Source organism: Castellaniella daejeonensis (genome assembly GCF_039523555.1).
In the GTDB taxonomy this organism is placed as follows: Bacteria; Pseudomonadota; Gammaproteobacteria; order Burkholderiales; family Burkholderiaceae_B; genus Castellaniella; species Castellaniella daejeonensis.
On record NZ_BAAAFN010000010.1, the window covers coordinates 1 to 20,939 of the forward strand.

Sequence of the window (20,939 nt, forward strand, 5' to 3'; positions counted from 1 at the left end):
TAGGGGTTAACCCGAGTGCCTGGCGGCGAAGAAACGAGACTATAGCACGCTTTTTAAAGCGGGTGCAAATCCCGTTTCCAATACCCTACTGAAGTGCCGCTACCGGGCCGGCCAGACGCCTGCAGAAACCCATCAGCACCAGTGAACCCAGGACCAGGACGGCAGACAGCCAGGGCAGGCCCGCCAGGCTTATTGACTGGGTCGCCATGCCGCCCAACGCCGTGCCCAGGGCGATGCCCAGCTGCATGCCCGACTGGTTGAGCCCGACCAGGACACCCCGCGCTTCCGGCACCAGGGCCGCGGCGCGGATCTGTTGCGCGGGTCCCGCTGCCCACGCCGTGGCGGACCACATTATCAGGGCAGCGGCGACTCCATACAACGAGCCGGATGGCCATAGCCAGGCAGCCAGCGGCAGGGTCAGCAGGCAGGCTGCCTGCAGGAGCTTCGATGCCACCAGCGTCGCGTGGTATCCGTGCCGGTCGGTACGGCTGCCGCCGAACCGCGAACCCACCAGGCTGGCCAGCCCGAACGCCAGGAGCAGCGGACTGATCGACGCGCCGTCGAGATGCTGCACACCGATCAGGTAGGGCGTCAGGAAACTATAGGTCATGACATACCCCGCCATCCAGAGCACCGTCACCATCAGCCCGGCCAGGACGGCGGGACGATGGAGAAAGGCAAGCTGCGCGCGCAGCGGGATGGAAGCCGCAGGACTCAGGGCGGGCAGCACGAAACGGTGGCTCAGCGCGACGACCAGGCTCAGCAGCCCGACCAGGGGAAAGACGGCATGCCAGCCGAACCGCAGCGCGATTTCCCGCCCGACCGGGACGGCCACGATCAGGGATGCGGTAAATCCCATGATGACCGTGGCGATGGCCCGCCCCTGCCGTTGCGAGCCGGCCAGCGAGGCTGCCGTGGACAGGGCGGTGACCACGGCGGTCCCGCCCGAGAGCGCTTGGAGGATGCGCACCGGAACGAAGGTCCAGAAATCCTGGACCAGCAGCGTGGCGATGCTGGCCAACGCGTACAAGAGCATTGCGGTGATCATGACCTTGCGCCGGCCGATATGGCTGGTCAGCGCCACCACGATCGGCACGCACAGGCCATACACGAAAGCATAGAGCGTGATCAGCTGGCCGGCCAGTGCCACCGGGGCGCCCAGCCCGGGGGCCACCAGATCCAGGATGCCTGCCAGGATGTATTCGTTGGCGCCAGCCACGAACGTCGTCATGGCGAGCAGGAGAATCTGGTACTGAAGAGGCACTTTCATGATTTCATATCTACGATTTGGGATTTGTCGATATATAAAGGCGCCATGCGGACCCTATTGCAGCCGCCCGGCGCTAGAGTTCCCGGACGATGGCGGCAGCCACTTCGGTCACGGATTGCTCGTTTCTCTTGTAGAGCGTGTACTTTCCGATCCGCGACACGGAGACCAGGCCCGCATCGCGCAGAATCGACATATAGGTGGACGCCGTGGACTGGTTGACGCCCAGGAGATCGGCGATCTGCAACACGCAGACCCCGTCGGCGACGGGATCGATTCCGGCCGCCGGCTTGAAATGCCGGCGCGGATCCCGCATTGCCGAAAGCACGGTGCGCCGGTGCGGGTTATCCAGCGCCTTCAGCGCCAGGTCGAGGTCCAGGTTCATGCGGCCATACTAACCGACGTATTGCAAATCGTCAAATCGTTCAGCATGCACCGGACAGCCCCCGGGGGACTGTCCGGTGCCCTGCCCTAGCCTTCCAGTTTCCGGATGGCGGCGGCTACGCCGGCGCCGTAGGCGGGATCGGCCTGGGTGCAGTGCTCGACATGGAGTGCCTGCACATCGGGCGTGACGCCGGCGATGGCGCGCGCCGTATTGTCGAACAGGGCCTGCTGCTGCGCGGGCGTCATCAGGCGGAACAGCGCGCCCGGCTGCGAGAAGTAATCCGTGTCCTCGCGGTGATTCCAGTGGTCGGCCGCGCCTTCCAGACTGAGCGGCGGTTCGCGGTAGTCGGGCTGCTCGGCCCATTCGCCGGAGCGGTTGGGCTGGTTGCCGGTAAGGCCGCCATGGTTGCCGTCCACCCGCATCGCGCCGTCGCGGTGATAGCTGTGGAAGGGGCAACGCGGCGCATTGACCGGGATCTGGTGGTGGTTGACGCCCAACCGGTAGCGCTGGGCATCGCCATAGGAGAACAGCCGAGCCTGCAGCATGCGGTCCGGCGAGAAGCCGATGCCCGGAACCACGTTGGCCGGCGTAAAGGCCGCCTGCTCGACTTCGGCGAAGAAATTCTCGGGGTTGCGGTTCAGTTCCAGCACGCCGACCTCGATCATGGGGTAATCGCCATGCGGCCAGACCTTGGTCAGGTCGAAGGGGTTCAGGTGATAGCTGCCGGCCTCTTTCTCGGGCATGACCTGGATGAACAGCGTCCAGCGCGGAAAGTCGCCCCGTGCGATGCTGTCGTACAGATCGCGCTGCGAACTCTCGCGGTCGCGGCCGATCAGTTCCGCGGCCTGGGCGTCGGTCAGGTTGCGGATGCCCTGCTGCGACTTGAAGTGGAATTTCACCCAGAAGCGCTCGTTGGCGGCGTTGATGAGGCTGAAGGTATGGCTGCCGAACAGGTGCATGTGGCGATAGTCGGACGGGATGCCGCGATCGCTCATGACGATGGTGATCTGGTGCAGGGCCTCGGGCAGGCCGGTCCAGAATTCCCAATTGTTCTGGGCGCTGCGCATGCCGGTGCCCGGATCGCGCTTGACCGCATGGTTCAGGTCGGGGAATTTCAGCGGGTCGCGGAAAAAGAACACCGGGGTGTTGTTGCCCACCAGGTCCCAGTTGCCCTCTTCCGTATAGAACTTCATGGCGATGCCGCGGATGTCGCGCTCGGCATCGGCGGCGCCGCGCTCGCCGGCCACCGTGGAAAAGCGGGCGAACAGCGGCGTCTGCTTGCCGACCTGCGAGAACAGCGCGGCGCGCGTGTAGCGGGTGATGTCGTGGGTGACGGTGAAGGTGCCATAGGCGCCCGCACCCTTGGCATGCATGCGCCGCTCGGGAATCACCTCGCGGTCGAAGTGGGCCAGCTTCTCGAGCAGCCAGACGTCCTGCAGCAGGGCCGGACCGCGGGAGCCGGCCGTCAGGATGTTCTGGTTATCGGCAACGGGCGCGCCGGCTGCGGTGGTCAATTTCTTCATGAGCATCTCCTGTGCTTGGACACCGCCGCCAGGGCAGTGCCGGAACCGGGATCCCGCTTCGGCGGGATCCGCATGAGGAGAGAGTCTAGTCAGACCCGAACAATAAATAAAATTGAATATTGCTCTTTATTTGATAGACGTCATCTATTGGAAGAAATCCGCAGCCCGCACGCTGCCGCCGGCGCCACTTACGTCGGCAATTCAGTCGTTTCCTTGATGGACTGCAGCGCAAAGCTGCTGCGGATGTCGACCACGGCCGGATGCCGCATCAGGGTATCCATGGCGAAACGTGAAAAGGCCGCCAGGTCCCGGACCTGGACGCGCAGCAGATAGTCCATATCGCCCGACATGGCATAGCACTGGACGACTTCCGACCAGCTCTGGACGTCGCGGGCGAACGCGGACATGGCGCCGTGCTCGGAACGGTGCGATTTGTCCAGCCGCACGAAGACATAGGCCAGCAGCCCCAGGCCGAGCTTTTCCGGATCCGCCAGCGCGACATAGCGGCGGATGTAGCCCTGGTCTTCCAGGCGCTTGACGCGCCGCAGGCAGGGGCTGGGCGACAGGGCCACCCGCTGCGCCAGGTCCTGATTGCTGATACGGCCATCACGCTGCAGATGCGACAGGATCAGGCGATCTGTCCTGTCCAGGTCGTCGATAGGCATCATATTGTCTCAACCACGAATTATTAGATGAATGATTGCGTCACGGTAGGGAATCGTACCGCAGATTTGCAATCTTTCCCTCCATCATTTTCCCTAGAATGCCAAAAGGAGACCCAAGAACGAAACACGGACGGAGACAGGTTCATGCGCGCATCCTTCACTCCCTGGGACAACCCCCTGGGCACCGCGGGTTTCGAATTCGTGGAATACACGGCGGAAGACCCCGCCGCGCTGGGCCGCGTGTTCGAAGCCCTGGGCTTCCGGGCCATCGCCCGGCACCGCAAGAAAGCCGTCACGCTGTATCGCCAGGGAGCGATCAACTTCCTGGTCAACGCCGAACCCGATTCCTTCGCGCAGCGATTCGCGCGCCAGCACGGCCCGTCGATCTGTGCCATCGGCCTGCGCGTGCAGGACGCGGCCCACGCCTACAGGGCAGCCCTGGAACGCGGCGCCTGGGGCTTCGACTCGCACAGCGGCCCTATGGAACTCAACATCCCGGCCATCAAGGGCATCGGTGATTCGCTGATCTACCTGGTGGACCGCTGGCGCGGCAAATACGGCCACGGGGGGATCGGAGACATCGGCATCTACGACGTGGATTTCGAGCCCCTGGACCACGCCACGGCCCGGGACGATCTGCGCCACGAGGGTGCCGGCCTGCTCTCCATCGATCACCTGACGCACAACGTGCACCGCGGCAGGATGGCCGAATGGGCCGAATTCTACGAACGCATCTTCAATTTCCGCGAGATCCGCTACTTCGACATCGAGGGGCAGCTCACCGGGGTGAAATCCAAGGCCATGACCTCGCCCTGCGGGCAGATCCGCATCCCCATCAACGAGGAAGGCGGCGACACGCCGGGCCAGATCCAGGAATACCTGGAGCAGTACCGGGGCGAAGGCATCCAGCACATCGCCCTGTCCACCGACGACATCCACAGCACGGTGGAACGGCTCAGGGGGCAGGTGAAATTCCTGGATACCCCGGACACTTATTACGAACTGCTGGACAAGCGGCTGCCGGGTCACGGCGAAGATACGGAACGCCTGCGCCGCAATCGCATCCTGCTCGACGGCGCCCCGGACGGCGGCCTGCTGCTGCAGATCTTCACCGCCAACCAGATCGGCCCCATTTTCTTCGAGATCATCCAGCGCAAGGGCAACGACGGCTTCGGAGAAGGCAATTTCAAGGCGCTGTTCGAATCCATCGAACTGGACCAGATCCGTCGGGGCGTGCTGCGGACCTGAACCCGGCAGCCACAGAGGCCGCCGGCCATTCCACGGCTGGCGTCCCCTCTTACAATGCCGGAATGCGGCGCGCACAACGGCGCGGCCCTTTCCCGGAACCTGTCTCCATGCTCCACTACCTGAACACCATCCGGCTCCGCAGCACGCGCATGTTCCTGACGATCACGCGCATCATGCTGCCGGTGATGGTGATCGTCTACGTCGCCGATCGCCTGGGCCTGGTGCGCCTGGCCGGCGAGGCCCTGACGCCGGCCATGGCACTGCTGGGGCTGCCGCCCGAAGCCGGGATCATCTGGGCCACCACCGCACTGACCAATATATACGGCGGCATGGCCTCGATGGCCGCGCTGTCCGACGGGCTGCAGATGACGACGGCCCAGGTCAGCGCGCTGGGGGCGATGATGCTGTTCGCCCACAACATTCCCACGGAGCAATCCGTCGTGCGCCGGGCGGGCGCAAGCGCGCTGGTCACAGGGGCGCTGCGCATCGCCGTCGCGCTGGTCTACGGCGCCGCCGTCTGCTGGATCTGCCGGGTGCTGGACGTGCTGCAGGATCCGGTCTCCCTGGCGTGGATGCGCCAGGACGCGGGGCTGACCCAGGGGCCGCCCGACGTCTGGTCCTGGGCCTTGTCCACGGTACAGTCGCTGGCGCTGGTCCTGGCGATCATCGTCGGGCTGGTGGTGCTGCTGGACGTGCTGGAACGACTGGGTATCACACGGCTCGTGACCCGGATGCTGACCCCCGTGCTGCGTCTGTCCGGCCTGGAAGAACGCGCCGCGCCCCTGACCACGGTGGGCGTGCTGCTGGGCCTGGCCTACGGCGGCGCGCTGATCATCGAAGCCGCGGAACGCGAGAACTACAGCCCCCGCACGCGCCTGCTGGCCCTGTCGTGGCTGTCGCTATGCCACGCCCTGATCGAAGACACCCTGCTGATCCTGGCACTGGGCGCCGATGTATGGGTGATCCTGGTGCTGCGCGGGCTGGCGACTCTGGGCGTGCTGGCAGCCCTGGCGGCATTGACGCGGCCGGGCACCGCCTGGGGCCGCAGGCTGGCCGCATCGGCGCAATGAGCCGCTCTTGCGCATTGCGGCAGGCTGCCCGCGGGAAGGCGGCTTATCTTCAGCGCATCAGGTGCGCGTAGCGCTGGCGGAACTTCGCCAGCTTCGGCGCGATGACGAACCGGCAATAGCCCTGCTCGGGATTGCGCCGGTAGTATTCCCGGTGCAGTTCCTCGGCCGGCCAGAACGGGCCGGCCCGCTCGATCCGGGTGACGATCGGATCGTCGAAGGCTGCCTGCGCCTCGGCGCGCACCGCCTCGGCCAGGGTGCGCTGTGTCTCGTCCCGCCAGAACACGACCGAGGCATACTGCGGCCCCGTGTCGTTGCCCTGCCGGTCGGGCGTGGTCGGATCGTGCGTGCCGAAGAAGACTTCCAGCAAAGTGCGATAGCCGACCCGCCGGGGATCGAACGTCACCTGCACGACCTCGACGTGCCCGGTGTCCTGGCGGCAGACCTGTTCATAGGTGGGATGGTCGACATGACCACCGCAATAGCCGGGCATGACATCCAGCACCCCATCGAGTGCCCGGAACACGGGCTCCAGGCACCAGAAGCACCCGCCGCCGAAGATCGCGGTTCCGGTTGAGTCGTTTTCCTGGTGTTCCATGCGGTTCTCCTTGCCGGTCACGCCGGACCGTTCACTTGCCGGACGGATCTTTCTGCAGCGACAGGATCCACGACGCCAGGCGCAGGGCATCGATATCGGACAACCGGGTCTGGGCCGGCATGGGAATGGCCCCCCACTGCCCGCGGCTGCCTTCGCGGATGACGCGCGCCAGGTGGCCGGCCGCTTCGGGCCGGCCCTGGAAGCGCTCGGCGATGGCCCGGAACGGCGGCCCCACCCGGCGGGCGTCGACCTGATGGCAGCCCAGGCACTGGCGCTGGCCGGCCAGCGCCAGGCCATCGGCCGCCGAGGCGCCGCTCGCCCGGGCACCCGTCGCGCACAGCGCCAGCATCCCCGCCAGCACGATCCCGATCACCTTGCCGCATCCCGCCATTGCCCGATCCTTCCACCCGCTGTCCTGGTCCGGGGCACCGCCCCGTCATCGATCGCCCGGCCGGCTCCTGCCGGCCCGATCACGGTATTATCCATGATTGTCTCCCTACCCTGCCGCATCCATGCCCTACCCCCACATCGATCCCATCGCCCTGCAGCTCGGTCCCATCGCGATCCACTGGTACGGGCTCATGTATCTGGCCGGATTCGGCCTGGCCTGGCTGCTGGGGCGCTGGCGCATCCAGCACCATCCTTCGCCCGCCAGCCTGACGCTGCGCGACCTGGAGGACATCATCTTCTACGGGGTGCTGGGTGTGGTGCTGGGCGGGCGCCTGGGCTACGTGCTGTTCTACAAGCTCGACGACTACCTGGCACACCCGCTGTCGATCTTCCAGGTGTGGCAAGGCGGCATGTCCTTCCACGGCGGCCTGATCGGCGTGACGCTGGCGATGCTGCTCTTCGCCCGCAAGCGCGGCCAGCCGCTGCTGGCCATCGGGGATTTCATCGCGCCCCTGATTCCGCTGGGCCTGGCCGCCGGGCGCCTGGGCAATTTCATCAACGGCGAATTGTGGGGCCGCCCCACGGACCTGCCCTGGGGCATGGTCTTTCCGGGGGCGCACGACGGCATGCCGCGCCACCCCTCGCAACTCTACGAAATGGGGTTCGAGGGCTTTGCCCTGTTCGCCCTGGTGTGGTGGTTCGCCCGCAAGCCTCGCCCCATGGGCCAGGTCAGCGCCGTATTCCTGATGGGCTACGGACTGTTCCGGTTCCTGGTGGAATTCACCCGGGAACCGGACGATTTCCTGGGGCTGCTGGCGGGCGGGCTATCGATGGGTCAGATCCTGTCGCTGCCCATGATCCTGATCGGGCTGGCCCTGTTCATTTGGGCAGCAAGGCGATCGTCCCCTGTACCGACACGCTGACCCGCTCGCGGCCGCCCTCGACGGGGGCGGCTGCCTTGTCGGCAGCCATCGCGCTCATCATCATGCGCGGCATGGGCACGGGCGGCACGGCGCCCTGCCCCCCCAGTTCGACCGAGCGGAAACGATAAGCGCCGAAACCCAGGGCCTGGGTCAGGGCCTGGGCACGGGCCTTGAATGCATCGACCGCCTGGGCCAGGAGCTTCTGCTCTTCGGCCGCGCGCCGTTCCCGGGAAACCGAGAACGACAGGCCCGAGATCGGCATGCGGTCGCCCAGGCTGGCGGCCAGCTTCGAGACGGCGGGAAAATCGCGCGATTCGAGCAGGATTTCGGCCTGGCCGCGCCATTCGGCGATCTTGCCTTCGCGGTCCGTGGTCGGCCAGATCCGATAGGACCCGCTGCGGGCCTCGATGCCCTGGTGCCCCTTGGCCTGCTTCATGACCGAATCCAGGCGCTGGTTCAGCGCATCGGCGACTTCTGTCTGGGATGCCCCGGACAGCTCGGCCGCCAGGGTGATTTCCACGGTGTCCTGCGCAACCTCGGACGAGGCCTCGGCCGACAGCGTGGCCCTGGGCTCGTCGGCTTCGGCCTCGTGGGCCAGGGCCGGCATGGCCACGGAAGCCAGGACCAGCGACAGTCCGGCCAGAAGTTGCTTGCGATTGCGCACGCCTCGATACATTTTCCACTCCTGAAAAGACGAAAGCCCGTCGCGATACCACGACGAGCTTTCTGGTAATGCCCCACCTGTGCCGTCTAGGCCGGCATCCCGGAACCGAGGGTTCACGGTGGTCGCCATCAGTCAGACTTCGGGCCGTCCAGTGAAGGCAGCGCTCCTATCTGTCAATCCGGCAACCTATGCCTATAGCATTGGTTCAAGGAATGTATGGCCAGGTCACGAACACGGCAGGGACTTAAACGACCGGATGACCTGGCGCATCCGGGAAGAAACTGTTCAAACGGCAGTGCCCAGGACTTCGTCGAGCATGTCGTTCATGGACTCAATTTTACCCTTGAAATCGCCCAAGGCAACATTCCCCAGTGGCCCGTCGGGCGCCCGCATGCTGAGGAGTTCGTTGGCGATCTGGATGGCGGCCATCACGGCGATGCGCTCGTTGCTGGCGATCTTCCCGGCGCCCTTGATGGCCAGCATGCGCTGGTCGACCAGGCGCACGGCCGACAGCAGGGCAGCCTTTTCTTCGGGCGGGCAGGCCAGCGAATAATCGCGGCCGAGGATGGTGACGTCGACGCGTTCCATGTTCAGGCCTCCGCGCCCGGCAGGCGCTCGAGTATGAGTTCGATCTGCTGCTGGGCGCCGGAGGCGGCCTCGCGCAGGCGGTCGCGTTCGGACTCGACCTGGGCCAGGCGGCGCTGCAGGGAATCGGTACGGATCTGGTGGTCGCGCACCTGGGATTCCAGGGCAGCCCGGTGCTGGCCGGCTTCGTCGCGCACGTTCTGAAGTTCCTGGTCGTGGCGGGCGAGCCGTTCGGACATGCGGGCGAATTCCTGGCCTTCGCGCAGCTGCTGGTCTTTCAGGGCCTGGCATTCCTGCTCGAGCTGCCGGACCCTGGCCTGCAGGGTGGCACGCTCGGACTGCAGGCTCTGCGCCAGCTGGACGACTTGGCGGATGCGCCGGGACAATGCGTCGAGGTCTTGAAGCATGCGGTCAAACCTTCTTTGGGGCCGGCGCGGTGCGCCACGGGAAGAATTGAATCATACTTGCTCGGGCCGCGGGATTTTCACGGCCGGCGCATCGGACGCCCGGCCGGCGGAATCATCATGCTGGCCCGTGGCCCGGGGGCCCCGGTGGCGCAGGTAGCGGTTTTCGCGGCCCTTGCGGAACAGCAGCCCCGAGAGTTCGTTGAGCGCCATGGAATAGACCTCGCGCTTGAATTCGATGACGGCATCCAGCGGCACCCAGTAAGCATTCCAGCGCCAGGCGTCGAATTCGGGCGTATCGGTGGCGCGCAGGCTGACGTCGCTGTCGCGGCCCACCATGCGCAACAGGAACCAGATCTGCTTCTGGCCCTTGTAGTGGCCGCGCAGTTCGCGGCGCACATAATGATCCGGCACGGTATAACGCAACCAGTCCCGGGTCCGTCCCAGAATGCGCACATGCTCGGCACGCAAGCCCGTTTCCTCGTGGAGTTCGCGGTACATCGCCTGCACGGGGGTTTCGCCGTGCTTGATGCCCCCCTGAGGGAACTGCCATGCGTGTTCCCTGATGCGCTTGCCCCAGAAAACCTCGTTTTTCTGGTTCACGAGAATGATGCCGACATTCGGACGGTAGCCTTCGCGATCCAACATGGGGCCACCTCGGTTGTGAATTCAATACAATTACCGTCGATTATACGTACCAACCGGAATCCCTACCATGCGCGCCAGCCAGTACCACCTGAACACCCTGAAGGAAGCCCCCGCCGAGGCGGAAGTCGTCAGCCACCAGTTGATGACGCGGGCGGGCATGATCCGCAAGATCGCCGGGGGCATCTACACCTACATGCCGATGGGCCTGAAAGTGCTGCGCAAGATCGAGGCCATCGTGCGCGAGGAAATGAACCGCGCGGGCGCCATCGAACTGCTGATGCCGGTCGTGCAGCCGGCGGAGCTGTGGCAGGAATCCGGCCGCTGGGAACAATACGGCGCCGAGCTGCTGCGCATCAAGGACCGCCACCAGCGCGATTTCGTGCTGCAGCCGACGTCCGAGGAAGTCATCACCGACATCGCCCGCAACGAGATCCACAGCTGGCGCCAGCTGCCGGTGAATTTCTACCATATCCAGACCAAATTCCGCGACGAGCGCCGGCCGCGCTTCGGCCTGATGCGCGGCCGCGAATTCACCATGAAGGACGCCTATTCCTTCGACCGCGACGAGGCCGCCGCGCAGGCCAGCTACGACGCCATGTACGCCGCCTATCAGCGCATCTTCACGCGCCTGGGGCTGACGTTCCGCGCCGTGGCGGCGGACACCGGCTCGATCGGCGGTTCGCGCAGCCACGAATTCCAGGTGATCGCCGATACGGGCGAGGACCTGATCGTCTACAACCCCGATTCCGACTACGCCGCCAACATCGAACTGGCCGAAGCGCCCTGCCTGCTGGCCGAACGCGAGCCGGCGCGCGAAGCCATGGAAAAACGCGCCACGCCCGATGCGCCCAAGTGCGAGATCGTGGCCGAACAGCTCGGCCTGCCGCTGTCGCGCACGGTCAAGTCCGTCGTGCTGGCCACCGAGCCCGCCGACGGCCCCGTCCGCCTGTGGCTGCTGCTGATCCGGGGCGACCACGAAACCAACGAGATCAAGGTCGGCAAGCTGCCGGGCTTCGGCGATGGCTACCGCCTGGCGACCGAGGCCGAGATCGAATCGGTCTTCCACTGCAGCCCGGGCTACCTGGGCCCCGTCGGCGTGGACCCGAAGTCCGTCACCGTGATCGCCGACCGCACCGTTGCCAACATGGGCGACTTCGTCTGCGGTGCCAACGAGGCCGGTTACCACCTGAGCGGCGTGAACTGGGGCCGCGATCTGCCCGAACCCGCCCTGGTCGCCGACCTGCGCAACGTGGTGGCGGGCGATCCCGATCCGCAAGGCGGCACCCTGGCCATCCAGCGCGGCATCGAGGTCGGCCACGTGTTCTTCCTGGGAGACAAGTATTCGCGCGCCCTGAACGCCACCTTCCTGGGAACGGACGGCAAGCCGGCCGTGCTGCAGATGGGCTGCTACGGCATCGGGATCAGCCGGATCTCGGCCGCCGCCATCGAGCAGAACCACGACGAGCGCGGCATCATCTGGCCGCGCGCCATCGCGCCGTTCGAAGTCGTGCTGTGCCCCATCGGCATCGGCAAGAGCGACGCCGTGCGCGAGGCCGCCGAATCCCTGTACCAGGCGCTGCAGGCACAGGGCGTGGACGTGATCCTGGACGATCGCGACGCCCGCCCGGGCATCATGTTCGCCGACTGGGAACTGATCGGCGTGCCGCTGCGCGTGACGCTGGGCGATCGCGGACTGAAGGACGGCATCGTCGAAATCCAGGCGCGCCGCGACGAACAGGCGCAGCGCATTGCGCTGTCCGATGCCTTGGCGCACGTCGTGGAACGACTAAAATCCCTGTAGATTCCAGCGCCCCGCCCCAGGGCCGGCAACCGGCCCTGGATCGCGTGCCATGCAGCTCCATGGGCACCGCCTGCAAGACGACCGTGTCACAAGGCCTCACCAAAAAATGAAACCGGATCGAACCAATCCCCCCGGCGAGCTGTCCATTCGCGTATATTACGAGGACACCGATACCGGTGGCGTCGTGTACTACGCGAACTACCTCAAATTCTTCGAGCGCGGCCGCACGGAATGGCTGCGCGCGCTCGGAATGGATCAACACACTCTCGCAACACAGGAACAGATGATGTTTGTGGTCAAGCATGCGGACATTGCCTATCGGCAACCGGCCCGCCTGGACGACCGCATCCTCGTCCGCACATCCGTGACCGGGCTGGGCGCCTCGACGATCCGGTTCGGGCAGCAGGCCCTGCGGGACGACACGCTGCTCGCCAGCGCGGACATCCAGGTCTGCACGGTGCACGCCATCAGTTTCAAGCCCATTCGTCTCCCCCCCTCCATCAGGGATCTACTGGAAAAGGCCCTTCATTAACCATGCAAGCCTCTAGCGATTTGTCGCTGCTGTCCCTCATCGGCAATGCCAGCCTGCCGGTGCAGATCGTGATGCTGATCCTGCTCGGCGCTTCGGTCCTGTCCTGGACCTACATCTTCAGCAAGCGCGCGGCCCTGCGGCGCGCCGACGAGCAGACCCGCCGCTTCGAGGACGACTTCTGGGCCGGCGGCGACCTGACGGTCCTGCAGCAGGCGATCGCCAGCCGCCGCAACGAACACGGCGCCCTGGCGCGCATCTTCGACGCGGGCATGACCGAATTCGTCAAGGCGCGCCGTTCGTCCAGCCGGGGCGATGCCCTGCTGGACGCGCCCAGGCGAGCCATGAAGGCGGCTTTCCAGCGCGAAATGGACAGCCTGGAATCGCACCTGAACTTTCTCGCCTCGACCGGCTCGGTCAGCCCGTACATCGGGCTGCTGGGCACGGTGTGGGGGATCATGCACGCCTTCATGGGCCTGTCGACCATGCAGCAGGCCACCCTGGCAGCCGTGGCGCCAGGCATCGCCGAAGCCCTGATCGCGACCGCCATCGGCCTGTTCGCCGCCATCCCGGCCGTGCTGGCGTACAACCGCTACACCAACCAGATCGACCGGCTCTCGATCCGCTTCGAAAGCTTCGTCGAGGAATTCCTGAACATCCTCCAGCGTCAGGTGCATTGACATGACTTCGTTCGGCAGCCGCCGTTCACGCCGCTTGAAGAACGACATCAACGTCGTACCCTATATCGACGTCATGCTGGTCCTGCTGGTGATCTTCATGGTCACGGCGCCCATGATCACGCCGGGCCAGATCGAGCTCCCCTCGGTGGGCGCGGCATCCGACGTGCCCGTCACGCCCATCGAGATCCAGATCGACGCCGAGGGTGCGCTTTCCATGCGCGTGCGCGAAGGCGGCGCTTCGTTCCGCTCCATCGACAAGGCCAACCTGCTGGCCGAAGTCCGCTCCGCCGCCACCCCGGACACTCCGGTGGTGATTTCCGCCGACGGCAAGGTGCCCTACGAATCCGTCATGCAGGTCATGGATCAGTTGCGCAACGGCGGGATCGGCAAGCTGGGCCTGCTGGTCAACCAGAACGCCCCGGCCACGCGCTGACGCCTGACCCATGAATCTGTTCGACCGTTTCTTCAACACCGGTTCCGACGACGACGCCCCGCCCGGCGCACGCGACGACAGGCGCGGCCTGGTCGTCTCGCTGGCTGCCCATGGGCTGCTGATCCTGCTGATGGTGGTAGGTTTCTCCACCGCACCGGACAATCCGGGTCCCGTCCAGGTCGAGCTCTGGGCCCAGGGCACGGTGGCCGACGCCGCAGCGCCGCAGGAGCAACCCGAAGAGCCACAGGCCGAACCGCAACCGGAACCCCAGCCCACGCCGGAACCCGAACCGGAGCCGGAACCCGAGCCCCAGCCGGACGACAGCGCCCGCCTGGCCGCCGAACAGGCTGCCCAGGCCGAAGCTGCACGGCAGGCCCAGATGGCCGCCGAAGCACAGGCGAAGGCCGCCGCGGCCGCCCAGGCGCAGGCCGAGGCCGAGATCGCCCTGGCCAAAGAACGCAAGGCGCGCGAGGAAATGGAACGCCGCCTGGCCGAACAGGCCGCCAAGGAAAAAGCCGAGAAAGAAGCCGCAGAACAGGCAGCGCGCGAGAAGGCGGCCAAGGAAAAGGCTGAAAGGGAAAAGGCGGAGAAAGCAGCGGCTGAAAAGGCCGCTGCCGAGAAGGCCGCCCAGGAAAAAGCCGCCGCCGAGCAGGCGGCCCGTGAAAAGGCCGAAAAGGAAAAGGCGGAGAAAGAAAAGGCCGCGAAGGCCGCTGCCGAGAAAGCCGCTGCCGAGAAAGCGGCCGCTGAAAAGGCTGCCGCTGAAAAAGCCGCCGCCGAAAAGGCAGCGGCCGAGAAGGCGGCCAAGGAAAAAGCCGCAAAGGAAAAAGCCGCCAAAGAGGCCGAAGCCAAGCGCCAGGCCCTGAAGGCCGCCATGCGCGGCGACGCCCTGGAAGCGGCTGGCATCCCCAGCGGCAACGCCGACCGCAACCAGCGCGGGGGCGGCGGCAACGACGGCTACGCCGCCAAGGTGCGCGCCTGCGTCCAGCCCGGCGTGATCTACAACGTGCCGCCCCGCAATGGTTCGGCCAATCCCACGGCCAGCTTCCGGACCCGCCTGGGTTCCAATGGCCAGGTCCAGGGAGTCGATCTGACCCGATCCTCTGGCAATCCCCGTTTCGACGATGCCGTCCACAAGGGGATCCTGGCCTGCTCGCCCTTCCCGAAACCGCCTGGCGGCAAGTATCCGTCGTATATTGACGTGGACTACCGCATGTACGACTAAGGAGATCGTCACCATGACCGTATTCACAGCCTCCGGCTTCATCGGCCGCCTCTGGCGGCGCGCCGCCTCGGCAGGCCTGGGCCTCGCGCTGGCTGTCGCGGCCGCTCCGGCGGCCCATGCGCAGCTGCGCGTCGACATTTCCGGTGTGGGCGCCACCCAGTACCCGATCGCCATCGCCGATTTCGCGGGCGCCGCCAGCACGACCTCGGTGCCCGAAGTCATCCGCGCCGACCTGACCCGATCGGGTCAGTTCCGGCTGATCGGCGCCTCGGGCGCCGGCCTCGACGTCCAGAGCCAGATCGACTACGGCACCTGGCAGGCGCGCGGCGCGGACTACCTGGCCTACGGCACGGTCGCGCAGAACGGCGGCCAGTACACCGTCAGCTACCGGCTGGTGGACAACGTGCGCAAGATCGAGCTGGACCAGGCGTCCTATGGCGGCACCGAAGCCGAGCTGCGCCGGATATCCCACCGGATCGCCGACCGGATCTACGAAAAGATCACCGGCGTGCGCGGCGTATTCTCGACCCGGATCGCTTACGTGTTGCAGACCAGCAACGGATATGAGTTACAAATTGCTGACGCGGACGGCCAGAATCCTCAGGTCATGCTGCGTTCGAAGCAGTCCATCATCTCCCCCGCCTGGTCGCCGGACGGTTCCCGGCTGGCTTATGTGAGCTTCGAATCGGGCAAATCCGTGATCTATGTGCAGACGCTGGCCACCGGCCAGCGCCAGCCGGTATCCAACTACAAGGGCAACAACAGTGCGCCCGCCTGGTCGCCGGACGGCCACCGATTGGCGATCGTGCTGTCAAGAGACGGCATTTCGCAGATTTACACCATCAACACGGATGGATCCGATCTGCGCCGGGTGATGCGTTCCCCGCTGATCGACACCGAGCCGCGCTACACCCCCGATGGCCAGTCCCTGGTATTCACCAGCGACCGGGGCGGCAGCCCGCAGATCTACAAGGTGCCGGCGGGCGGCGGCGATGCCCAGCGGCTCACTTTCTCGGGCAGTTACAATATTTCACCTAGGGTATCGCCGGATGGACAACAACTGGTGTACGTTACTCGCAGAAACGGTGCCTTCAGGATTGCAAGCCTCGCCTTGAATTCGGGCTCCGAGCAGATTCTGACGGACGGTCCGGACGATCAATCCCCCAGCTACGCTCCCAATGGAATGCAGGTGCTCTACAGCGCCATCCAGAACGGCCGCAGCGTGCTGGCCGTGACTTCGGTCGACGGACGCGTACGCCAGACTCTGTCGGTACTCAACGGCAAGGTCCGCGAGCCTGCCTGGGGCCCGTTCACAGACTGATTTTTCCGTGTGACTCTTCTTTCTTCTAAAGGACATTAAATGAGCTCGCGCATCACCAGGACTCTGACCATCGCCGCCATCGCCGCCTCGCTGGCCGCCTGCAGCTCCGTGCCGCTGGACCAGAACGGCTCGGGCAACGGCTCCGATTCGGCGTCCGCTGGGCAAATCATGGATCCCTTCAATCCGCAAAGCCCGCTCGCGCAACAACGCTCGGTCTACTTCGATTTCGACAGCTACACGGTGCCCGAACAGTACCGCAGCGTCGTCGAGATGCATGCCAACTACCTGACCAGCCACCAAGGCCAGAAGGTTCGCGTGGAAGGCAACACCGACGCCCGCGGCAGCACCGAATATAATCTGGCTCTGGGCCAGCGCCGTTCGGATGCCGTGGCACGCATGATGACCCTGCTGGGCGTCAATGCCAACCAGATCGAAGCGATCAGCTTCGGCAAGGAACGTCCCAAGGCCCTGGGCAACACCGAAGCCGATTACGCCGAGAACCGCCGCGCCGACATCAACTACCAACGTTGATCCCGGCCAGGCCGTGACAGCGCCGTAGCGGCCCCCGCTACGGCGTTTTTTCATTGCCGGGCCACCCCGGGATTGAACCGTCCCCTAGGGGACGGCATGCGGCGAGACCCGCGCTGCGTGGGGGGCCTTTTCACTTGGATCCAAGACTCATGACCGCATCGACCCATCGCCTGCATGCCCTGACCGCCGCCACCCTGCTGGCCCTGACGCTGGCTGCGCCCGCCGCCCAGGCCTTTTCCGACGACGAGGCGCGGCGCGCGATCCTGGAACTGCGCACCCAGATCAAGCAGATGAACGAGCAGAACCAGCAGGCCCGGCTGCAGCTGGCCGACCAGATGGATCTGCTGCACCAGGAAATCGCCTCGCTGCGGGGCCGCATCGAAGAACTGAGCCAGCGCGCCCCCGAAGCAGGCGGCAGCGGCAATGCGCCGCAGACGCCGCAGACCGGCGACCCGCAGGAACAGGCCGCCTACGAAGCCGCGGCCGACCAGTACCGCAACGGCCGCTACAAGGAAGCCGCGGCAGGATTTTCCACCTTCATCCAGTCGTACCCCGACAGCGCGCTGGCCGGCGACGCCCTGTTCTACCTGGGCAGCAGCCAGTACGCCTCCAAGGACTTCAAGAACTCCATCCAGACGATGCTGACGCTGGTGAAGAACCGCCCCGACGATCCCCGCGCGCCCGACGCCCTGCTGGTGGTGGCCGCCGACCAGATCGAGCTCAACGACATGAAAGGCGCCAAGGCCAGCCTGCAGCGCATCATCAAGGACTACCCCGGCAGCGCGTCCGCCGAGACAGCCAAGAGCCGCCTGAAGCTGCTGTAACCGACCCGCGATGCCGGCCACGCCCGCCGCCCCGCCACACCACGCGCTTGCCCTGCCCGACGGCGTCCTGCACTACACGCAGGACGGTGCGGGCGATGGCGCGCCCGTGCTGCTGATCCATGGCTCGCTGTGCGACTACCGCTACTGGCGGTGGCAGGTGCCGGCCTTCGCCGAAACACATCGCGTCATCGCGCCCAGCCTGCGCGGCTGCTGGCCCGATGCGCAGCCCCATCCCCAGGACGGATACGCCATCGACCGCCACGCCGGCGACCTGGCGCATCTGCTCCGGGCGCTGGATGCGCAAGGCGGCGCGCACGTGATCGGCCATTCCCGTGGCGCCCAGGTGGCGCTGGCCCTGGCGATCCAGGCACCGCAATTGTGCCGGTCGCTGACACTGGCCGATCCCGGGTTCCGCTTCACGGATGAGCCCGAAACGCCCGTCTTCTATGCCGATGCCGTGCAGCGGCTGCGGGCTGGCGACACGGAAGGCGCGATCGAGCAATTCATCGACACGGTGAACGGCGCCGATACCTGGCGCCGCATGGTCGGCTGGTTCAAGGACATGGTGCGGGACAACGTCGCAACGCTGCTGTCCCAGGTGCGCGAGGCCAACCTGCCGGTGGATCCACGCGACGCCGCGGCCCTGTCCTGCCCGGTGCTGCTGGTGGGTGGCGCACAGAGCCCCGCCAAGTACGGCACCCGCCAGGACCGGCTGCAGCAACTGCTGCCGCACGCACGGCGCGCGCGCATCGCCCTGGCCGCCCATGGCATGAACCTGGCCAACCCGCGATCGTTCAACCGCACGATACTGGAATTCATCGCGGACGCCTGAGCCGCATCCGCTGCGCCGGCGCAATCCGCCGGCGCCCGGCCGGCCGCGGCATGCGGCGGCCGGGCCGGTGGCATCAGTGCTTCATGTGCCCGGACATGTCATGCCCGCCCGACATGGCCTTGGGCGACTTGACTTCGCAGGCCGCGGAGAAGACTTCGCCGTTGGCGAGCGTGAAATCCACCTGCACGGTATCGCCGACCTTCAGGCCGGCGCGGGGCTGTTCCAGCATCAGGTGATAGCTGCCCGGCTTGAACGCCAGGTCCTTGCCCGCAGGGATGGCAACCTGATGAACCATGGACATCTTGCTCATCCCGCCGGATTCGGTGGTTTCATGCAGCATGACCATGCCGTAGTCGGGCGAATGGGCGCCCGTCAGCACGGCGTCTTCCTGCCCGGCGTTGTGCGCCACGAAGAACCCGCCCGAAGGGGCCGGGGACGGGATCAGGCGGATCCAGCAATCGGACGCCTTCACAGTGGCCGAGACCTTGGCCGCCGCGCCCTGGGCGGCGCCGTGTCCATGCGCCCAGGCCGAAGCCGACACGGCCAGCAGCAGGCCGGCCGAGATTCCCAGTGTGCGCGTCATAGCTTTCTTCATTTGACTACCCATGATGTGACCCGCAGGCCGCCCGGGCGGCCTGCGACGGTACCGGCCGGAACGCCGGCCGGCGCGGCCGGGAGCATCCAGTCAAGCCCGGCCGGGCCAGTGTACTATGAGCTTTTCGCTTCCTCTTTGAGCCATGTCCAAGCCGCTCGAAACTGTCCTCGAACCGGCGGCCTCCGCCACGGACGCCCCGGAAGCCCGCATCACCCCGGAAGAATTCCGGGCCCTGCTCGACAGGCTGCATCCTTTCGCCGCCGTGCTGGGCGTCGAGATCCTGGACATCCGCCACGGGCAGGCCACCCTGCGCCTGCCGCCCAGCCCTTCCAACCAGCGCCTGGGCGGCATCGTGGCCGGACCGATGCTGATGGGCCTGGCGGACCTCGCCCTGTACGCCGCCGTGGTCGGCACCACAGGGATCGCAGAATCGGTCACCGCCAGCCTGACGATCAATTTCCTGCGGGGCGCACCGGCCGGCGGGATCATCGCCCGCGCCCGGATCCTGAAGATCGGGCGCATGACGGCCGGCGAAGCGCTGCTGCTGCCCGAAGACGGCGGCGACCCCGTGGCCCAGGTGGTCAGCACCTGGTCGGTACCCCGCAAGGCGCCGTAGGCGCATCCGCCGGCAGCGCGGCGCCCGGATGCAAAAACGCCGGCATCCGCAGGACACCGGCGCTCTCGCAGGCGCCCCGGGCATGCGCCCGGGGATCAGGCCGCTCAGTTCTTGGTCAGCTTGCCGACCACGCCCTCGACGTAATAGTCCATGGCGTTCAGGCCCTTGTCGTCGAGCGCGCCTTCGGCCAGGACCACCTTGCCTTCATTGGTCTTGATCGGCGCGGCGAAGACATTCAGCGTGCCGTTGGCAATGGCGTCTTCCTTGGCCTTGAGGTCGGCCTTCAGGGCGTCATCCACGGCGGGGCCGAAGCCTTCGAGGGCCACCATGCCTTCCTTGAAACCGCCCCAGACCTGGTCGGACTTCCAGGTGCCATCCAGCATGGCCTGGGCTTCGCGGGTGAAGTACGGCCCCCAATGGTGGGTGACGGCGCCCAGCTGGGCGTGGGGACCGAACTTCAGCATGTCGGAGTGGTAGGCGATGGCCCACTTGCCGCGTTCCTCGGCAGCCTGCACGGTGGCGGTGGAATCGGTGTGGTGGGTGACGATGTCGGCGCCCTGGTCCAGCAAGGCCAGCGCGGCGTCGCGTTCCTTGCCCGGATCGAACCAGCTGTTGACCATGATGACGCGCACCGTGGCATCGGGCTTGACGCTGCGCAGGCCGCGCGTGAAGGCGTTGATGCCCTGCAGGACCTCGGGGATCGGGTAGGCGCCCACATAGCCGACCACGCCGGTCTGGGTCTTGTGCCCGGCCAGGATACCCGCCACGTAGCGCGCCTGGTAGAAGCGGGCATTGGTCGTGGCCACGTTCGGCGCGGTCTTGTAGCCGGTGGAATGCACGAACTTCACGTCGGGGAACTGCTTGGCGACCTTGATGGTCGGGTTCATGTAGCCGAAGGACGTGGTGAAGATCAGCTTGTTGCCCTGCTGGGCCAGGTCGCGGATGACGCGCTCGGCGTCGGCGCCCTCGGGCACGTCCTCGACGTACTGGGTCTTGACCTTGTCGCCCAGCTGCTGCTCCATGTACTTGCGGCCCAGGTCCTGCTGCCAGGACCAGCCCGCCTCGCCCACCGGGCTGACGTAGACAAAGCCGATCTTCAGGGGTTCGGCGGCGGCGGGGCCGGCGGCCCAGAGGCACGCCGCGGCGGTGGCGGCCACCAGGGTTTGACGAAACAGGCGAGTTTTCATG

25 protein-coding genes and 1 other RNA gene are annotated in these 20,939 nt (G+C 66.2%); 13 read left to right on the plus strand and 13 right to left on the minus strand.

All coding sequences use genetic code 11. The features are described from left to right. Positions 1 to 85 precede the first annotated feature (85 nt). The 4 genes from ABD022_RS06785 to ABD022_RS06800 form a co-directional block, all read right to left on the minus strand. Complete coding sequence (locus ABD022_RS06785; protein WP_343820592.1) at positions 86 to 1,270, minus strand: MFS transporter; 1,185 nt, start codon at positions 1,268 to 1,270, stop codon at positions 86 to 88. Between the two features lie 73 nt (positions 1,271 to 1,343). Next, the gene (locus ABD022_RS06790; RefSeq protein WP_325123933.1) at positions 1,344 to 1,652 is read right to left on the minus strand and encodes an ArsR/SmtB family transcription factor; all 309 of its coding nucleotides are present in this window, start codon (positions 1,650 to 1,652) and stop codon (positions 1,344 to 1,346) included. A gap of 86 nt (positions 1,653 to 1,738) precedes the next feature. Further along, positions 1,739 to 3,175: a catalase gene (locus tag ABD022_RS06795; RefSeq protein WP_325123932.1), complete on the minus strand. Its 1,437-nt coding sequence runs from the start codon at positions 3,173 to 3,175 to the stop codon at positions 1,739 to 1,741. 188 nt (positions 3,176 to 3,363) lie between these two features. Next, complete coding sequence (locus ABD022_RS06800) at positions 3,364 to 3,840, minus strand: Lrp/AsnC family transcriptional regulator (protein WP_325123935.1); 477 nt, start codon at positions 3,838 to 3,840, stop codon at positions 3,364 to 3,366. A 144-nt stretch (positions 3,841 to 3,984) separates the two neighbouring features. Between ABD022_RS06800 and hppD the strand changes: the two genes are divergently transcribed. Together hppD and ABD022_RS06810 are read left to right on the plus strand one after the other, a co-directional pair. After that, on the plus strand, positions 3,985 to 5,088 hold the full coding sequence (gene hppD, locus ABD022_RS06805; RefSeq protein WP_325123931.1) for a 4-hydroxyphenylpyruvate dioxygenase: 1,104 nt from the start codon (positions 3,985 to 3,987) through the stop codon (positions 5,086 to 5,088). A 107-nt stretch (positions 5,089 to 5,195) separates the two neighbouring features. After that, on the plus strand, positions 5,196 to 6,158 hold the full coding sequence (locus ABD022_RS06810) for a nucleoside recognition domain-containing protein (protein ID WP_325123930.1): 963 nt from the start codon (positions 5,196 to 5,198) through the stop codon (positions 6,156 to 6,158). 49 nt (positions 6,159 to 6,207) lie between these two features. On the opposite strand, the gene msrA is transcribed toward ABD022_RS06810, so the two are convergent. Next, positions 6,208 to 6,753, minus strand: coding sequence for a peptide-methionine (S)-S-oxide reductase MsrA (gene msrA / locus ABD022_RS06815; protein ID WP_325123929.1), 546 nt, complete (start codon positions 6,751 to 6,753; stop codon positions 6,208 to 6,210). 31 nt (positions 6,754 to 6,784) lie between these two features. After that, the gene (locus ABD022_RS06820) at positions 6,785 to 7,144 is read right to left on the minus strand and encodes a c-type cytochrome (protein ID WP_325123928.1); all 360 of its coding nucleotides are present in this window, start codon (positions 7,142 to 7,144) and stop codon (positions 6,785 to 6,787) included. Between the two features lie 121 nt (positions 7,145 to 7,265). Here ABD022_RS06820 and lgt point away from each other — a divergent pair, with 121 nt between their 5' ends. After that, on the plus strand, positions 7,266 to 8,066 hold the full coding sequence (lgt, locus tag ABD022_RS06825; protein WP_343820595.1) for a prolipoprotein diacylglyceryl transferase: 801 nt from the start codon (positions 7,266 to 7,268) through the stop codon (positions 8,064 to 8,066). Here lgt and ABD022_RS06830 read toward each other — a convergent pair. The 5 genes from ABD022_RS06830 to ABD022_RS06850 all read right to left on the minus strand — a co-directional run bounded on the left by ABD022_RS06830 (position 8,023) and on the right by ABD022_RS06850 (position 10,367). Further along, the gene (locus ABD022_RS06830) at positions 8,023 to 8,742 is read right to left on the minus strand and encodes an SIMPL domain-containing protein (RefSeq protein WP_343820597.1); all 720 of its coding nucleotides are present in this window, start codon (positions 8,740 to 8,742) and stop codon (positions 8,023 to 8,025) included. The two genes, lgt and ABD022_RS06830, sit on opposite strands and share 44 nt — an antisense overlap. A gap of 54 nt (positions 8,743 to 8,796) precedes the next feature. Next, a non-coding RNA gene (ssrS, locus tag ABD022_RS06835) (6S RNA) lies at positions 8,797 to 8,976 on the minus strand. Between the two features lie 39 nt (positions 8,977 to 9,015). Continuing rightward, positions 9,016 to 9,318: a cell division protein ZapA gene (locus ABD022_RS06840; protein WP_325123925.1), complete on the minus strand. Its 303-nt coding sequence runs from the start codon at positions 9,316 to 9,318 to the stop codon at positions 9,016 to 9,018. A 2-nt stretch (positions 9,319 to 9,320) separates the two neighbouring features. Continuing rightward, complete coding sequence (locus ABD022_RS06845; RefSeq protein WP_325123924.1) at positions 9,321 to 9,722, minus strand: hypothetical protein; 402 nt, start codon at positions 9,720 to 9,722, stop codon at positions 9,321 to 9,323. 51 nt (positions 9,723 to 9,773) lie between these two features. After that, positions 9,774 to 10,367 (minus strand): RNA pyrophosphohydrolase, encoded by a 594-nt coding sequence (locus ABD022_RS06850; RefSeq protein WP_325123923.1) that lies wholly within the window; start codon positions 10,365 to 10,367, stop codon positions 9,774 to 9,776. Between the two features lie 67 nt (positions 10,368 to 10,434). Between ABD022_RS06850 and ABD022_RS06855 the strand changes: the two genes are divergently transcribed. The 9 genes from ABD022_RS06855 to ABD022_RS06895 all read left to right on the plus strand — a co-directional run bounded on the left by ABD022_RS06855 (position 10,435) and on the right by ABD022_RS06895 (position 18,540). Beyond that, positions 10,435 to 12,168, plus strand: a complete 1,734-nt coding sequence (locus tag ABD022_RS06855) for a proline--tRNA ligase (RefSeq protein ID WP_343820600.1) — start codon at positions 10,435 to 10,437, stop codon at positions 12,166 to 12,168. A 106-nt stretch (positions 12,169 to 12,274) separates the two neighbouring features. Next, positions 12,275 to 12,700 (plus strand): tol-pal system-associated acyl-CoA thioesterase, encoded by a 426-nt coding sequence (gene ybgC / locus ABD022_RS06860; protein ID WP_325124263.1) that lies wholly within the window; start codon positions 12,275 to 12,277, stop codon positions 12,698 to 12,700. Positions 12,701 to 12,702: 2 nt separating this feature from the next. After that, a complete protein-coding gene (gene tolQ / locus ABD022_RS06865; RefSeq protein WP_325124264.1) occupies positions 12,703 to 13,377 on the plus strand; it encodes a protein TolQ in 675 nt (224 codons plus the stop codon). Position 13,378: 1 nt separating this feature from the next. Then, positions 13,379 to 13,810, plus strand: a complete 432-nt coding sequence (locus ABD022_RS06870; RefSeq protein ID WP_325124265.1) for an ExbD/TolR family protein — start codon at positions 13,379 to 13,381, stop codon at positions 13,808 to 13,810. Between the two features lie 10 nt (positions 13,811 to 13,820). Next, positions 13,821 to 15,032 carry a cell envelope integrity protein TolA gene (tolA, locus tag ABD022_RS06875; RefSeq protein WP_343820602.1) on the plus strand — a complete coding sequence of 404 codons (1,212 nt, stop codon included), beginning with the start codon at positions 13,821 to 13,823 and terminating at the stop codon, positions 15,030 to 15,032. A 13-nt stretch (positions 15,033 to 15,045) separates the two neighbouring features. After that, positions 15,046 to 16,353, plus strand: a complete 1,308-nt coding sequence (gene tolB / locus ABD022_RS06880) for a Tol-Pal system beta propeller repeat protein TolB (protein WP_325124267.1) — start codon at positions 15,046 to 15,048, stop codon at positions 16,351 to 16,353. A 39-nt stretch (positions 16,354 to 16,392) separates the two neighbouring features. Beyond that, complete coding sequence (pal, locus tag ABD022_RS06885; RefSeq protein ID WP_325124268.1) at positions 16,393 to 16,884, plus strand: peptidoglycan-associated lipoprotein Pal; 492 nt, start codon at positions 16,393 to 16,395, stop codon at positions 16,882 to 16,884. 149 nt (positions 16,885 to 17,033) lie between these two features. After that, positions 17,034 to 17,708, plus strand: coding sequence for a tol-pal system protein YbgF (gene ybgF, locus ABD022_RS06890; RefSeq protein ID WP_325124269.1), 675 nt, complete (start codon positions 17,034 to 17,036; stop codon positions 17,706 to 17,708). Positions 17,709 to 17,718: 10 nt separating this feature from the next. Next, on the plus strand, positions 17,719 to 18,540 hold the full coding sequence (locus ABD022_RS06895; RefSeq protein ID WP_325124270.1) for an alpha/beta fold hydrolase: 822 nt from the start codon (positions 17,719 to 17,721) through the stop codon (positions 18,538 to 18,540). 73 nt (positions 18,541 to 18,613) lie between these two features. Here the strand turns inward: ABD022_RS06895 and ABD022_RS06900 are convergent, their stop codons facing one another. Further along, positions 18,614 to 19,123: a copper chaperone PCu(A)C gene (locus tag ABD022_RS06900; protein WP_325124271.1), complete on the minus strand. Its 510-nt coding sequence runs from the start codon at positions 19,121 to 19,123 to the stop codon at positions 18,614 to 18,616. Between the two features lie 154 nt (positions 19,124 to 19,277). Here ABD022_RS06900 and ABD022_RS06905 point away from each other — a divergent pair, with 154 nt between their 5' ends. Beyond that, complete coding sequence (locus ABD022_RS06905; protein WP_343820604.1) at positions 19,278 to 19,751, plus strand: PaaI family thioesterase; 474 nt, start codon at positions 19,278 to 19,280, stop codon at positions 19,749 to 19,751. Between the two features lie 104 nt (positions 19,752 to 19,855). On the opposite strand, the gene ABD022_RS06910 is transcribed toward ABD022_RS06905, so the two are convergent. Continuing rightward, on the minus strand, positions 19,856 to 20,938 hold the full coding sequence (locus ABD022_RS06910; protein WP_343820606.1) for a BMP family ABC transporter substrate-binding protein: 1,083 nt from the start codon (positions 20,936 to 20,938) through the stop codon (positions 19,856 to 19,858). Between the last annotated feature and the right edge of the window lies 1 nt (position 20,939).

Coding starts and splice junctions, on each gene's coding strand:
- ABD022_RS06785 (WP_343820592.1), bottom strand. CDS start 1,270: ATGAAAGTGCCTCTTCAGTACCAGATTCTCCTGCTCGCCATGACGACG.
- ABD022_RS06790 (WP_325123933.1), bottom strand. CDS start 1,652: ATGAACCTGGACCTCGACCTGGCGCTGAAGGCGCTGGATAACCCGCAC.
- ABD022_RS06795 (WP_325123932.1), bottom strand. CDS start 3,175: ATGAAGAAATTGACCACCGCAGCCGGCGCGCCCGTTGCCGATAACCAG.
- ABD022_RS06800 (WP_325123935.1), bottom strand. CDS start 3,840: ATGCCTATCGACGACCTGGACAGGACAGATCGCCTGATCCTGTCGCAT.
- hppD (WP_325123931.1), top strand. CDS start 3,985: ATGCGCGCATCCTTCACTCCCTGGGACAACCCCCTGGGCACCGCGGGT.
- ABD022_RS06810 (WP_325123930.1), top strand. CDS start 5,196: ATGCTCCACTACCTGAACACCATCCGGCTCCGCAGCACGCGCATGTTC.
- msrA (WP_325123929.1), bottom strand. CDS start 6,753: ATGGAACACCAGGAAAACGACTCAACCGGAACCGCGATCTTCGGCGGC.
- ABD022_RS06820 (WP_325123928.1), bottom strand. CDS start 7,144: ATGGCGGGATGCGGCAAGGTGATCGGGATCGTGCTGGCGGGGATGCTG.
- lgt (WP_343820595.1), top strand. CDS start 7,266: ATGCCCTACCCCCACATCGATCCCATCGCCCTGCAGCTCGGTCCCATC.
- ABD022_RS06830 (WP_343820597.1), bottom strand. CDS start 8,742: ATGTATCGAGGCGTGCGCAATCGCAAGCAACTTCTGGCCGGACTGTCG.
- ABD022_RS06840 (WP_325123925.1), bottom strand. CDS start 9,318: ATGGAACGCGTCGACGTCACCATCCTCGGCCGCGATTATTCGCTGGCC.
- ABD022_RS06845 (WP_325123924.1), bottom strand. CDS start 9,722: ATGCTTCAAGACCTCGACGCATTGTCCCGGCGCATCCGCCAAGTCGTC.
- ABD022_RS06850 (WP_325123923.1), bottom strand. CDS start 10,367: ATGTTGGATCGCGAAGGCTACCGTCCGAATGTCGGCATCATTCTCGTG.
- ABD022_RS06855 (WP_343820600.1), top strand. CDS start 10,435: ATGCGCGCCAGCCAGTACCACCTGAACACCCTGAAGGAAGCCCCCGCC.
- ybgC (WP_325124263.1), top strand. CDS start 12,275: ATGAAACCGGATCGAACCAATCCCCCCGGCGAGCTGTCCATTCGCGTA.
- tolQ (WP_325124264.1), top strand. CDS start 12,703: ATGCAAGCCTCTAGCGATTTGTCGCTGCTGTCCCTCATCGGCAATGCC.
- ABD022_RS06870 (WP_325124265.1), top strand. CDS start 13,379: ATGACTTCGTTCGGCAGCCGCCGTTCACGCCGCTTGAAGAACGACATC.
- tolA (WP_343820602.1), top strand. CDS start 13,821: ATGAATCTGTTCGACCGTTTCTTCAACACCGGTTCCGACGACGACGCC.
- tolB (WP_325124267.1), top strand. CDS start 15,046: ATGACCGTATTCACAGCCTCCGGCTTCATCGGCCGCCTCTGGCGGCGC.
- pal (WP_325124268.1), top strand. CDS start 16,393: ATGAGCTCGCGCATCACCAGGACTCTGACCATCGCCGCCATCGCCGCC.
- ybgF (WP_325124269.1), top strand. CDS start 17,034: ATGACCGCATCGACCCATCGCCTGCATGCCCTGACCGCCGCCACCCTG.
- ABD022_RS06895 (WP_325124270.1), top strand. CDS start 17,719: ATGCCGGCCACGCCCGCCGCCCCGCCACACCACGCGCTTGCCCTGCCC.
- ABD022_RS06900 (WP_325124271.1), bottom strand. CDS start 19,123: ATGACGCGCACACTGGGAATCTCGGCCGGCCTGCTGCTGGCCGTGTCG.
- ABD022_RS06905 (WP_343820604.1), top strand. CDS start 19,278: ATGTCCAAGCCGCTCGAAACTGTCCTCGAACCGGCGGCCTCCGCCACG.
- ABD022_RS06910 (WP_343820606.1), bottom strand. CDS start 20,938: ATGAAAACTCGCCTGTTTCGTCAAACCCTGGTGGCCGCCACCGCCGCG.